12 protein-coding genes are annotated in these 12,824 nt (G+C 69.6%); 7 read left to right on the top strand and 5 right to left on the bottom strand.

Going from position 1 to position 12,824, the window contains the following annotated elements; translation table 11 throughout:
• Nucleotides 1-57 precede the first annotated feature (57 nt).
• Nucleotides 58-1,014, bottom strand: coding sequence for an ABC transporter substrate-binding protein (locus tag OG266_RS07410; RefSeq protein ID WP_329544478.1), 957 nt, complete (start codon nt 1,012-1,014; stop codon nt 58-60).
• 383 nt (nt 1,015-1,397) lie between these two features.
• Here OG266_RS07410 and OG266_RS07405 point away from each other — a divergent pair, with 383 nt between their 5' ends.
• The 4 genes from OG266_RS07405 to OG266_RS07390 are packed head-to-tail and all read left to right on the top strand — an operon-like array spanning nt 1,398 to nt 5,464.
• Nucleotides 1,398-3,935, top strand: a complete 2,538-nt coding sequence (locus OG266_RS07405; RefSeq protein WP_371543920.1) for an ATP-binding protein — start codon at nt 1,398-1,400, stop codon at nt 3,933-3,935.
• Nucleotides 3,932-4,411, top strand: coding sequence for a roadblock/LC7 domain-containing protein (locus OG266_RS07400; RefSeq protein ID WP_266473148.1), 480 nt, complete (start codon nt 3,932-3,934; stop codon nt 4,409-4,411). Before OG266_RS07405 ends, OG266_RS07400 begins: the two co-directional genes overlap by 4 nt.
• 56 nt (nt 4,412-4,467) lie before the next feature.
• A complete protein-coding gene (locus OG266_RS07395; protein ID WP_266473146.1) occupies nt 4,468-4,902 on the top strand; it encodes a DUF742 domain-containing protein in 435 nt (144 codons plus the stop codon).
• Complete coding sequence (locus OG266_RS07390) at nt 4,853-5,464, top strand: ATP/GTP-binding protein (protein ID WP_371543919.1); 612 nt, start codon at nt 4,853-4,855, stop codon at nt 5,462-5,464. The genes OG266_RS07395 and OG266_RS07390 overlap by 50 nt, the downstream gene beginning before the upstream one ends.
• 52 nt (nt 5,465-5,516) lie before the next feature.
• Here OG266_RS07390 and OG266_RS07385 read toward each other — a convergent pair whose 3' ends face one another.
• The 4 genes from OG266_RS07385 to OG266_RS07370 all read right to left on the bottom strand — a co-directional run bounded on the left by OG266_RS07385 (nt 5,517) and on the right by OG266_RS07370 (nt 8,732).
• Nucleotides 5,517-6,191, bottom strand: a complete 675-nt coding sequence (locus OG266_RS07385) for an ABC transporter permease (RefSeq protein ID WP_266473145.1) — start codon at nt 6,189-6,191, stop codon at nt 5,517-5,519.
• Nucleotides 6,188-6,898 (bottom strand): ABC transporter permease, encoded by a 711-nt coding sequence (locus tag OG266_RS07380; protein ID WP_266473144.1) that lies wholly within the window; start codon nt 6,896-6,898, stop codon nt 6,188-6,190. Before OG266_RS07380 ends, OG266_RS07385 begins: the two co-directional genes overlap by 4 nt.
• On the bottom strand, nt 6,895-8,034 hold the full coding sequence (locus OG266_RS07375) for an ABC transporter ATP-binding protein (protein ID WP_266473142.1): 1,140 nt from the start codon (nt 8,032-8,034) through the stop codon (nt 6,895-6,897). The genes OG266_RS07380 and OG266_RS07375 overlap by 4 nt, the downstream gene beginning before the upstream one ends.
• Nucleotides 8,035-8,153: 119 nt before the next feature.
• On the bottom strand, nt 8,154-8,732 hold the full coding sequence (locus OG266_RS07370) for a TetR/AcrR family transcriptional regulator (RefSeq protein ID WP_266473140.1): 579 nt from the start codon (nt 8,730-8,732) through the stop codon (nt 8,154-8,156).
• Nucleotides 8,733-9,021: 289 nt separating this feature from the next.
• On the opposite strand from OG266_RS07370, the gene OG266_RS07365 reads away from it, so the two are divergent.
• The 3 genes from OG266_RS07365 to OG266_RS07355 all read left to right on the top strand — a co-directional run bounded on the left by OG266_RS07365 (nt 9,022) and on the right by OG266_RS07355 (nt 12,707).
• Nucleotides 9,022-10,470: an MFS transporter gene (locus tag OG266_RS07365; RefSeq protein WP_371543917.1), complete on the top strand. Its 1,449-nt coding sequence runs from the start codon at nt 9,022-9,024 to the stop codon at nt 10,468-10,470.
• Nucleotides 10,467-11,606, top strand: a complete 1,140-nt coding sequence (locus tag OG266_RS07360; protein WP_371543916.1) for a serine hydrolase domain-containing protein — start codon at nt 10,467-10,469, stop codon at nt 11,604-11,606. The genes OG266_RS07365 and OG266_RS07360 overlap by 4 nt, the downstream gene beginning before the upstream one ends.
• 120 nt (nt 11,607-11,726) lie before the next feature.
• Nucleotides 11,727-12,707, top strand: coding sequence for a zinc-binding alcohol dehydrogenase (locus OG266_RS07355; protein ID WP_371543914.1), 981 nt, complete (start codon nt 11,727-11,729; stop codon nt 12,705-12,707).
• Nucleotides 12,708-12,824: the final 117 nt, after the last annotated feature.

The raw sequence follows: 12,824 nt of genomic DNA, 5'->3' as shown, positions 1-12,824 counted from the left end.
GCGCCCAGAGGCGGGCGCCGGCCGGAGCGGCTGTCCGCCCCGGCCGTCATGCAGGGGTCAGGACAGTCCGGCGGAGGACAGCCACGTCTTGGCCACGTCCAGCGGGTCCTTGTTGTCGGCCTGCACCTCGCTGTTGAGCCCGATCAGGGTTTCGGTGTCGAGCTTCGCCGATATCTCATTGAGTACGGAAACGCCCTCGGCCGGAAGATCGCTCTTGTACGCCAGCGGAGTCACGTTCTGGAAACTGAAGAGATTCTTCGGGTCCTTGAGTACGACGAACTTGTTGGCGGCGATGGTGGGGTCCGTGGTGAAAAGGTCCGCGGCCTGAATGTTGTTGCCCTTGAGGGCCGCGACCGTCAGCGGACCGCCCGCGTCCAGCGCCTTGAAGGACTTGAATTCAAGGCCGTACTCGGACTTGAGGCCCAACAGCCCCTGCTGGCGCGTCTGGAACTCGGGAGAACCGCCGATGACCAGCTCAGAGGCCACGTCGGCGAGGTCGGCGATCGTCGACTCGCTGGTGAGGCTGTACTTCTTGGCCGTCGCCTCGTTGATGGCGACCGCGTCCTTGTCCTCGGCCTTGGACGGCTCCAACAGGGTGAGCTTGGAATCGAGTTCGGCGGTGATGGACTTGTTGGTGTCCTCGACCGAGGTCGGTACCGCGTCGGCATTCAGATAGGACAGCAGAGCGCCGTTGTATTCGGGCATGACCGTGATCGTGCCGTTCTTGATCAGTCCGTACGTGGTCTCACGGCTGCCGATGTTCAGCTTGTAACTGACCTTGATGCCCTTGGACTTGAGGGCCTCGCCGTAGATGTCGGCGAGCAGGATGCTCTCGGGGAAGTTGTTGGAGCCGACCACCACCGTCCCGCCGGCGGCGGCGTCGTCCTGCAAGGGGTCGTCGCTGCCGGAGTCGGAGGAGCCGCAGCCCGTCAGGGCGGCAGCGGCCGCAACCAGCAGGGAAACAGCGTACGTTGCGGACGTTCTGGTGCTTCTGGCGAAGGTCACTTTGGTCATCCAGACTTGGCATGGGGCGGAGCGGCGGCCCGACGGGCGCGGCGTTGCGGATGGTCCCGACGATCCAATCGAGCCCGCTTACGGACCGTCAAGACACGAATAGATCACCGACGGAGACCACTTCATCACCACAGGATCACCACTGGATCACCTTTGGAGACCGCGCGGCTTCATTCCGTGGGCGCAACGTGGCCAAAATGCGCGCGAACGGGACGTATCCGCATGTCGGAGTTTGGTTGATCATGGCCGAACACTTCCGGCAGCCGCTAATGTTGGCGGAGTCGAGGGCCTTGTTCCACTTGCCGGCCTGAGCGCGCTGTCGCGATCGTGACCCCACCAAGCCCGGGCAGCGGGCTTCCATGGAGTGAAGTCAAGGAGGTTTGGTGCCCGCGCACAGGAAAGCCGTCCTGGGAGAGCCGTCCGCGGCAACCCGAATAGGCCGGACTCCGACCCTCCTTGACCGTTGGCCCTTCCGCCGGAAGCTCAACGTCCTGGTGATCGTGCCGCTCACGGTCGTCTCGGTGATGCTCTCCTACTTCGTCTACCTCCAGGTCGACCGGGCCGTCTCCGCCGCCGACACCGCCCAACTGGTGCGGGACAGCGCGGAGGTCACCAAGCTCATCGACGGCGTGCAGACCGAGCACCGGCAGGCGCTCCTCGTCTCGCTGCGCTACGAGGCCGCCGCCTCCGACGAGGGCCCGCCCGAGACCGCTGCCTATCTTGACGCCCAGCAGCAGGTCAACACCCAGGCGGATGCCGTCCGTTCGGCCTTCGGGGACCGGCTGCCCGACGCCGAGGCGCAGGCGCTCAAGGAACTGGAGGGCCTGGACAGCCTCCGGCAGACCGTCGAGTCGGGGCCCATTCCGGCCGACAACATCGACCCGGCGTACGGATCGGTCATCGAGGGACTGATCAACGGCCTCGGACTCGGCCAGTCGCCCAGCGAGTCCACGTCGTCCGCGGGCAATCTGCTCGACGCGCTGCTGCGCGCCGACACCGCCCACGCCTCCTTCGAGACCAGCGTCTTCGCGGCCCGGACCAAGAACTCCAACGCGCTGATCGAGTACACCGGCGCCGTCGGTGACTACGACCAGTACACCTACCAGGCCGAGCGGTTCACCCGGTTCGCCAGCCAGGAACAGGGCAGCGACCTCGCCGGGATCGAACACAGCCCGTACCAGAGCGTCATCGCCCAGCACTACGCCGAGCTCCAGGTCGACCCCGGCGCGCTGGTCGCCGAGAACGCGCAACAGCTGGGCAGCGTCCTCGACGAAGCGTTGAGCGCCGACCCCACCTACGAGCGCCAGGCGCAGAACCGGCTGAAGATCACCGAGTCGCTCATCGGCGAGATCGCCGCCGAGACCCAGGACGCGTCGAACACAGCCTGGTGGCTGGTGGTCTGGCTGGTCGTCGGAAACCTGCTCGCCTTCGTGGCCTGGTTCCTGTTCTCGGTGCTGATGCGCCGCTCCGTGGTGCGGACCGTGCAGAGCCTCACCTCGGCGGCCCAGCATGTGGCCGCGGCGGCGGAGCACGAGCTGGCCCGCGTCGCGGACGACGACGCCGAGGACGCCAGCCCGCCGCGCCTGGAAGCCGTACCCGTGCCGGTCCGCGACGAGATCGGTGAACTCGCCGAGGCCTTCAACCAGGTTCAGGTCACCGCGACCGCCCTGCTGGAGCGCCAGGTCGTCAGCCGCCGGAACATCGCCGAGATGTTCGGCAACGTCGGCCGTCGCGTCAGCAACCTGACGGCACGTCAACTCGCGCTGATCGACTCGGTGGAGCGCGGCGAGACCGACCCCGAGGTACTGGACCGGCTCTACCGCATCGACCACATCGCCGTACGTCTCCAGCGCAACGCCGACAGTCTGATGCTGCTCGCCGGAATCCGTGAGGGCGGCCTCAGCACCGGCCCGATGCGGCTGAGCAACATCGTCCGCGCCGCGCTCGGCCAGATCGAGGGCTACCAGCGCGTCACCCCGCACGCCGAAGGCGATGTCACCGTAGCCCCTGACATCGTTGGCGATCTGACGCTGATGCTCGCCGAACTGCTGGAGAACGCGGTGATGTTCTCCCCGGCGTCCAGCAGCGTCGAAGTGGTCCTGCGGCCCCGGCACGGCTCCATCGGCGGCGCCCTGGTCGAGATCATCGACCACGGGCTCGGGATGAACACCGAGCGGCTGGCCGAGGAGAACGCCCGCCTGATCCGCCGCGAGCGGCTCGACCTGGCGCCCACCGAGGTCCTCGGCCTCTTCGTGGTCGGCGGTCTGTCCCGGCGCTGGGGCATCGAAGTCGTCCTGTCCCGCACCCCGGGCGGCGGCGTCACCGCCACGGTCGCGGTCCCCTCCTCGCATCTGCTGCTCGCCGACCCGACGGGAGCCGCGGCGCGGGCCCCGCACATCATGCCGGCCGCCCGCCGCTCCGGCCCGCCCGAGCCGCGCCCTTCGACGGTCGAGCCTGCGCCCGGCGCCTCGGCCCTGCCCCGCAGGGTTCCGTCACGGTCCCGGGTCGAGGAAGCCCCCGGCCACGGGCGCAGGCAGGAATCCGCGACGGTGTCCGGCGGCGAGGAAGCCCTGGCCCATCCGAGGGACGGGCTCATTCAGCGGCGCGGCAAGGCCAACTCCGGCGCCGCCCCGTCGGGTTCAGACGACGCCACCGGTTCGCTGCGGCGCCGGGTGCGCGGTGCGACCCTGTCGTCGAGCACCGCGTCGACCCGCCTGCCCAAGCAGCCCATGCCGACTCCGCGGCCGCCCGCCTGGCAGCCTGTCGATCCGGAGGCCACCCGGTCCGAGCTCGACGAGTTCGAGGCCGCTGTCCTGCGGGCCCAGAGCGAGTGCGAGGCTGAGGACATGAGCCCCGGAGCACCGACCGAGCAGACCACCCAGAACAACAGATCCTCATTCCCGGAAGGCACGAGCAAGTGACCAATTTGACAGGCAAGCCGGAATCCGGAGCCGCGGAACCGGTGACGGACGTCAAGGCCGCCGCTGCCGACTTCAATTGGCTGCTCAATCGATTCGCCACCGAGACCGCCGGGGTCGTCGACGTCATCGGTGTCTCCTCCGACGGCCTGCTCCTCGCGGTGTCCCAACTGCGCGGCCAGGCGGACTCGGAGAGGCTCGCCGCGATCGTCTCCGGCATCACCAGCCTCGCCATGGGCGCGTCTGGGAACTACGGGCTCGGTGGCCTGAACAAGGTCATCATCGACCTGGAGGAGGGACACGTCCTGGTGTCTGCGCTCGGCGCGGGCGCGGTGCTCGGCGTGGTCGCCTCCAAGGAGGCGAAGCTCGGCAACATCGCGTACGAGATGACGCTGTTCGCCAACCGCGCGGGTGCCGTCCTGAGCCCCCAGCTGGTCATGGAACTCAAGAACACCGTGGGCATCGCACCGACCGGCTGACGGTCGACGAGGACGTCGCCGGTCCATGACGACCCGCGAGGCGAAGGGATCAGGACGTGACGACGGCCGGCGAGCCATCAGGCGACGACGACAGCGCGTGGGGCACGGAGCCCCCCGCGTCGGTCGTCCGGCCCTTCCTGCTCACCGCGGGCCGGATCGCCGGCGGCGACAGTCTCGTACCGCCGATCCCGATCGAGACCCAGGTGGTGGCAACGGACTTGGGTCTTGCCGCACTTGACGCCTTCGTCTTCGACCAGCACCGCGACATCATCGCGGTCTGCCGCCAGCCGCAGTCGCTGGCGGAGATCGCGGCGAAACTGCGGATGCACTTGAATGTGATCAGGGTGCTCGCCGACGATCTGCGCGCCGACGGTCAACTGGCCTTGTACGCACCGCAGGCCGACTCCGCCCGCGACGCCACCGTATTGCGAAGGGTTATCGATGGTCTCCGAGCTATCCCCGACTCCCGGGGCGCGATCCGTGAGCGCTGACACCGAGGGTCCCCGGCCGCCGATGCCGGTGAAGATGGTCATCGCGGGCGGCTTCGGCGTGGGCAAGACCACGACGGTGGGCGCCATTTCCGAAATCGAGCCGCTGACCACCGAGGCGTCCATCACCTCGGTCGCCGCGGGCGTCGACGACCTCTCCCACACCCCGCAGAAGGTGACGACCACCGTCGCCATGGACTTCGGCTGCGTCACCCTCGACCCGACGCTGAAGCTCTATCTGTTCGGCACCCCCGGCCAGGAGCGCTTCGGGTTCATGTGGGACGACCTGATGGAGGGCGCGCTCGGCGGCCTCGTCATCGTCGACACCCGGCGACTCGACGACTGCTACGCGGCCGTCGACTACTTCGAGCACCGCGAGATCCCCTTCGCGGTGGCCATCAACGCCTTCGACGGCAAGGTCGAGCACGACCTGAACGACGTACGGTGGGCCCTCGACGTCGGCGAGCACGTGCCGCTCACCGTGTTCGACGCCCGCGAACGCGGATCGGTACGCGACGCACTCCTCGTCGTCCTCGAACACGCCCTGGCCACCGCGCAGAAGTAGGACACAAGGGAGGGGGCGACGGACCATGTCCGTCGCCCCCTCCCTATTTCCGTCAGGCCGTACGGCGCCTGCGCACCCCCGGGGACACCGCCACCCGGGCCACCGCCCAGAACACCACGAGGACGAGCAGCGCCAGGATGGCGATGAGGGCGGCCCCGCCGGCCGTCTTCTCGAAGTTGCGCTGGTACAGGCCGTCCAGGATGTACCGGCCGACCCCGCCCAGCGCCACATAGGCGGCGATCGTGGCCGTCGACACGATCTGGATCGTCGCCGAGCGCAGACCGCTGAGGATCAGCGGCAGCGCCGCCGGCACCTCGACCTGGAAAAGGATCTTCCCCTCCGACATGCCCATGCCGCGGGCGGCGTCGACGGGGGAGGGGTCCAGGGTGCGGATCGCCTCGTACGTGGTGATGAGGATCGGGGGGATCGCCAGCACCACGAGCGGGATCATCACGGGCACGATGCCGAGGCCCAGCCAGACGAACATCAGCACCAGGAGCCCGAACGTCGGCAGCGCCCGGGCCCCCGAGGCCACGAACGCCAGCGCGTTGCCGCCGCGGCCGGTGTGGCCGGTGACGAGGCCGACGGGCAGGCCGATGGCCGCGGCGATCGCGAGCGCCGCGGCGGTGTACTGGACGTGCTCCCAGACGCGCTGCGGGATCCCGTCGTACCCGTGCCAGTGGGATCCGTCGGTGAAGAAGTTCTGCATGAAGTTGAGTACGTTCACGAGACGCTCTCCGGGGTGCGGGCGGCGCCCGCGGTCTTGGGCGGCGTACGGCGTGCGGCCTTGCTGCCGGAGGGCGGCTGCCAGGGGGTGAGTACGCGCCGCAGCAGGACGAGCACGGCGTCGACCAGCACCGCGAGGACGGCGGTGGTGACCACCGAGTTCACGGCGAGGATCGGGCGGTGGTAGAGCATCGCGGTGGTCAGCAGATTGCCGAGCGCCCCCTCGTTGCCGATCAGCGCCCCGACGCTGACCAGGCTGATGCTCGACGCGGTCGCCACCCGCAGTCCCGCCATGATCGCGGGTACGGCGATGGGGAGTTGGACCTGGAAGTAACGGCGCGCGGGACCGATGCCCATCGCCGTGGCGGCGGCGATCGTCTCCTCGGGCACCGAGCGGACGCCGTCGACGACCGCCGGGACCAGGATCACCAGGCTGTAGAGGCACAGCGGGATCATCACGGTCGTCTTGCTCAGTCCCGTGTAGTCGATGAGCACCACGAAGAAGGCGATCGACGGGATGGCGTACAGCACCGTGGTGAACCAGAGGACCGGCGGATAGATCCAGTTGAAGCGGAGGCACAGCAGGCCGATCGGGAGCGCCAGCAGAAGGCCGACGAGCACCGGGATCAGCGCCTCCTGCATATGCGTGGAGATCAGGCCGAGATAGCTGCTCTGGAGGTCGCTCGGGATGTCGAAGAAGCCGTTCATCGCGCGGCCTTCACCTGCGGGGGAAGCTCCGGTGAGTCCGCCGCCCGCTGCTGCCTGGCCGCGCGGATCGCCGCGGCGATCTTCTCCTGCCCGGCGAGGCCCAGCACCTTCCCCGCGCCGTCCACGGCGACCGCCTGGCCGGTGGGCGACAGCACCGCCCGGTCCAGGGCCACGCGCAGCGAGTCCCGGCCGATCTCGAAGGTCTGCCCGTACGGTTCAAGGGTCTTGACGTCATCGGCCCACGTCGCGAGGTCGGCCCAGCCCAGCGGCCTGCCGTCGGCGTCGGTGACCAGGACGGGTGCCTCCGCGCCGATGCGCCCGGCGGTCTCCTGCCAGTCGGTGCCGACCGGGAGGACCCGGGAGCGGTCCAGGGGGAGGTCGCGCGTGGACAGGAACGACAGACCGCGGATGCCCCGGTCGGCGCCCAGGAACTCCTCGACGAAGGAGTCGGCCGGCGACGACAACAGCTCGTCCGGAGTGGCGAATTGGGCGAGCTTGCCGCCGGTGCGCAGCACCGCGACGCGGTCACCGATCCTGATGGCCTCGTCCATGTCGTGGGTGACGAACACGATCGCCTTGCCGAGTTCGCCCTGAATGCGCAGCAACTCCTCCTGAAGGCCCCGGCGTACGACCGGGTCGACCGCGGAGAACGGCTCGTCCATCAGCAGCACCGGCGGGTCCGCGGCCAGCGCGCGGGCGACACCGACACGCTGCTGCTGGCCCCCGGAGAGCTGGTAGGGGTAGCGGCGGGCCATGTCCTTGTCGAGGCCGACCCGTTCCATGAGTTCGGCGGCACGGGCCCGGGCGCGCTGCTTGGTCCAGCCGAGCAGCCGCGGCACCGTGGCGATGTTGTCGAGGATCGTGCGGTGCTGGAAGAGCCCCGCGTTCTGGATGACGTAACCCATGGACTGGCGAAGGGCGTTGACCGGCTGGCGCTGGATGTCCTCGCCGTTGACCCGGATCGTGCCGCCGCTCGGCTCGACCATGCGGTTGATCATGCGCAGCGTGGTGGTCTTGCCGCACCCCGAAGGCCCGACGAGCACGGTGATGGAGTGGTTCGGTATCTGGAGTGACAGGCGATCGACGGCCACAGTGCCGTCGGCGTATCGCTTGCTGACATCTTCGATGGCTATCAAGCGTCGAAACCCTTCGGGAGCGCATGCACTCGCACGTGGTGCGATCACGTGTACGAGGGTGCGCAGTCTAGCCAGTTGGGGTTCGCGCCCGGTGCGGCGCCCGTCGGGAAGTTCCCTCGTCAGCGTGCGGTGCGGACGCCGTCGAGGGCGACGGCAAGGACGCGGTCGCGCTGGGCGTCGTCGAGGAAGGTCGTCGAGGTGATCCCGGCGACCATCCGCAGGAGGTCGTCGAAGGCCATGTCGGCTCGCGCCTCGCCGGCCTTCTGCGCCCGCTCGAACAGCGGACCGCCCGCCGCGTACATCGAGTCCCGGCAGGCCAGGAAGATCTCCGACTCGTTGTTGAGCGCCTCGCGGATGGCCCGCTTGGTCACCGTGTAGTCCACGAACCGGCGCAGCCACGAGGCCAGCGCCTCCCACGGCTCCAGTACGGCGACGTCCTGGGCGACCTGGCAGAGGTCGTCCACCTCGTCCGCGTAGACGCTCTCGAAGAGGTGGCGGCGGGTCGGGAAGTTCCGGTAGAGGGTGCCGATCCCGACGCCCGCGCGGCGGGCGATGTCCTCGAGCGAGGTCTCGGCGCCGTTCTCCGCGAACGCCTCGCGCGCGGCGGCGATCAGGGCGTCGTAGTTGCGCGCGGCGTCCTTCCGGTGCGGGCGGCGGGCCGCGACGATCTCGCTGACGGGGAACGGCTGAGCCGTCACTGCTGCCTCCCGGGGCCGGTACGAGGTTGAAGCGGAGGTTGGCCTCCGCTACAGTGGAGGCGTACCTCCACTTTACCAGTCGGGGTGTTCTCCGCGTGGATGCGTGCGGCCGCACGCATCGCCGACGCGCCGGCTCCCGCTTCGACCCCGTACCGGGCCCTGCGCACGCCGCACCGCCCGTACCCACCATCCCTTCCCTTCAGCGACCGCCCCGCGCCGTCGCCGGAGTGCTCGGCGCTGCCTCGCGGCGACTCTGCTCCGCTCTGCCCTGCTCGGAGAGGCCCTTTTCATGCCCCGGAAGTCCACCCGCCTCACCTTCGCGGTCCTCGCGACCGGTGCGGGCGTGTTCTCCATGCTCCAGTCGCTGATCGCGCCGGCCCTGCCGACCGTTCAGCACGCACTGCACACCTCGCAGTCCACCGCGACCTGGGTGATGACGGCGTACCTGCTGTCCGCATCGGTCTTCACCCCGATACTCGGCCGCGTCGGCGACCTGATCGGCAAGAAACGCACCCTCGTCGCCGTCCTGGTGACCGTGACCATCGGCTGTCTGCTCGCCGCGCTCGCCCCGACCATCGGGGTTCTGATCGTCGCCCGGGTCGTCCAGGGCATCGGCGGCGCGCTGTTCCCGCTGTCCTTCGGCATCATCCGGGACGAGTTCACCCCCGCCGAGGTCAGCCCCAGCATCAGCAACCTGTCCGCGGTGATCGCCGCGGGCGGCGGCGTGGGCATGGTGGCCGCCGGTCCCATCGTGACCGCGCTCGACTACCGCTGGCTGTTCTGGCTCCCCGTCGGCATCGTCGCCGTCACCACGCTCATCGCCCTGCGCTACGTTCCCGAGTCGCCCAGCCGGGCCGAGGGACGCGTCAACTGGCTCGGCGCCGTACTACTCTCCGGCTGGCTGGTGGCCCTGCTGCTCCCGCTCAGCCAGGCGAGCCGGTGGGGCTGGGGATCGGCCCGGGTGGTCGGTCTTTTCGCCGCCGCCGTGCTGCTCTTCGCGCTGTGGCTGCTGGCCGAGGCGCGCTCCCGCTCTCCGCTGATCGACCTGCGCATCATGCGGCTGCCCGCCGTGTGGACCACCAACGCCGCCGCCCTGCTGTTCGGCGCGGGCATGTATTCGATCTGGTCCTTCCTCCCCGGCTTCGTACAGACCCCGAGCTCCGCGGGTTACGGCTTCGGCTCGAGCGTCACCGCGGCCGGACTGCTCATGCTGCCGATGCTGATCGCGATGTTCTGCTCGGGCGTGCTGAGCGGTCGCCTGGAACCCGTACTGGGCGCCAAGAAACTGCTCACGACCGGCGCCGCGCTCGGCGCCGTGGCCTGCGGCTTCCTCGCCCTCTGGCACGACCAGCAGTGGCAGGTGGCCGTCGCCGCGGGCATCTTCGGCCTCGGCATCGGACTGGCCTTCGCCTCGATGGCCAACCTGATCGTCGGCAGCGTCCCGGCCGAACAGACCGGCGCCGCGACCGGCATGAACGCCAACATCCGCACCATCGGCGGCTCCATCGGCGCGGCCGTGACCAGCGTCCTGGTCACCGGGCACCTCCAGCCCTCGGGCCTGCCGTACGCCTCCGGATACACCCACGGCTTCACCCTGCTCGCCCTGCTCTGCCTCGCCGCGGCCCTGGCGGCGCTCCTCGTGCCCGTCCAGCGCCCCGGGCGGATCTCCGGTAAGCCCCGTGCGTCCTTCGAGGGATCACCTGCGGAGTCGGAGACCGGTGCCATGATGCCCAGGTGAGTCGCGACGACGTGGGTGCACGGATGCGGGCGCGGGTGGGTGCCGTCCTCGAACGGCTCGTGGAGTCGGGGCAGGAGAACGGTCTCCAGGTAGCGGTGTATCTCGACGGCGAGCTGATCGTCGACGCGTGCGCGGGCGACGCCTCCCCGGGCAGAGCCCTCGCACCCGACACGCTGATCCACAGCTTCTCGCTCGGCAAGGGCTTCACCGCGACCCTCGTTCACATCCTCGCCGACCGCGGGCTGATCGACTACGACACCCCGATCGCCCACTACTGGCCCGAGTTCGGAGCCCACGGCAAGGACCGCGCCACCGTACGGCACGCCCTGACCCACGCCACGGGCGTACCGCAGCTGCCCGCCGCCATCACCCCGGCCGAGCTGTGCGACTGGGACACGATGTGCGCGATCGTCGCGGCGCAGGAACCCCTGTGGGAGCCCGGCACCGCCAGCGGCTACCACGGCTGGACGTTCGGCTGGATCCTCGGCGAGACCGTGCGCCGGATCACCGGCCTGACTCCGGCCGAGGCGCTGCGCACGTACGTCGCGGAGCCCCTCGGCGTCGCCGACGAGCTCTTCTACGGACTGCCGGAGAGCGAACTGCCGCGCACGGCACCGCTGGTGGAGGGCGACTGGGCGGCGTACCTGGAAAGCCTGCCGCCGTCCGTGCCCTTCGTCCGGCTCGTCGCACCGAACCGCAGCGTGTGGACCACCGCCGAACTGGCCAACCGCCGCGACTACCTGCTCGCGGACCTGCCCGCCGGCGGTACGACCACCGCACGGGCGGCGGCGCGCATGTACGCCGCGCTCCTCGGCGAGGTCGACGGCGTACGGCTGCTCACCCCGGAGCGGACACGGCTCGCCTCCGCCGTAGCGGTCGACGGCAAGGACAGGACGTTCCTCGGCAGGTCCACCAAGGGGCTCGGCTACTTCCTCGGCCTGCCCGAAATGGCGAGGGAGACGACATCCTTCGGCCACCACGGAAGCGGCGGCAGCATCGCCTTCGCCGACCGCGAGCGGGGCCTCTCCTTCGCCCTCACCCGCACCCGACTGGTCTCTCCCGAGGTGGACACGGGCCGGGTACTGGCGAACGAGGTCCGTTCGCTCGTGTCCCAGCCGGACTCCCACGCCTTCTGACGCAGTCGCCTGATGTCGCGCCGGTCGGCCCGTATGACAGAGTCGATCAACGCCGCGTACAGTGCGCGGCTTGTCACCGCTCCGTACGTGAAGATCTGCCGGATCGTTCAGGGGACCCTCATGGAACTCACAGCCCGAGCCTTCTGGATCGGCTCGCCGGGACACGGCGAGATACGGGAAACAGCCTTGTCGGAACCCGCCGAGGACGAGGTGCTCGTACGCACGCTCTATTCCGGGGTGAGCCGGGGTACCGAGACCCTCGTCTTCCGTGGCGGTGTACCGGAGAACCAGTACACCGCGATGCGCGCACCGTTCCAGGACGGCGATTTCCCGGCACCCGTGAAGTACGGCTATCTCAACGTCGGCCTGGTGGAGGAGGGGCCCGCGGCGCTGCTCGGCCGGACCGTCTTCTGCCTGTATCCGCACCAGACGCGGTACGTCGTCCCCGCGAGCGCCGTGACCGTCGTACCGGATTCCGTGCCGGCCTCGCGCGCCGTGCTCGCCGGGACCGTGGAGACCGCGGTGAACGCCCTGTGGGACGCCGCGCCGCTGATCGGCGACCGGATCGCGGTGGTGGGCGGCGGCATGGTCGGCTGCTCCGTCGCCGCGCTCCTTGCCCGGTTCCCGGGGGTAAGGGTCCAGCTCGTCGACGCCGATCCGGCACGCGGTGACATCGCGCGGGCACTCGGTGTCGACTTCGCGCTTCCCGAGGACGCGGCCGGCGATCTCGACCTCGTCGTGCACGCCAGCGCCACCGAGTCCGGGCTCTCGCGGGCGCTGGAACTCCTCGCCCCTGAAGGCACCGTGATCGAACTCAGCTGGTACGGCGACCGGCGGATCAGCCTGCCGCTGGGGGAGGCCTTCCACTCGCGGCGCCTGACGGTCCGCAGCAGCCAGGTGGGTTCCCTTTCCCCCGCGCGGCGAGCGGGCCGTACGTACGCCGACCGGTTCGCGCTCGCCCTCGAACTGCTCGCCGACCCCGCCTTCGACGCGCTTGTCACGGGCGAGTGCCGATTCGAGGAACTGCCCGACGCGATGGGCAAATTGGCTTCCGGTTCGATACCCGCCTTGTGTCACCGCGTGGTCTACGACGGGGTTTGAGTCCGGAACAAGCTGCCTGACCTCCGAAGAAAGGGGAACAGGCAGCTGAACAAGGAGTACGGACCAGCCGTACTACACGGCACGGTCCCGGCAGGGGATCAGACGCACCGCACCTGG

The organism is Streptomyces sp. NBC_00554, from assembly GCF_041431135.1.
GTDB lineage: Bacteria > Actinomycetota > Actinomycetes > Streptomycetales > Streptomycetaceae > Streptomyces.
The sequence above is the reverse complement of the archived record's forward strand: the minus strand, read 5'-3'. Positions and strand labels throughout refer to the sequence as shown.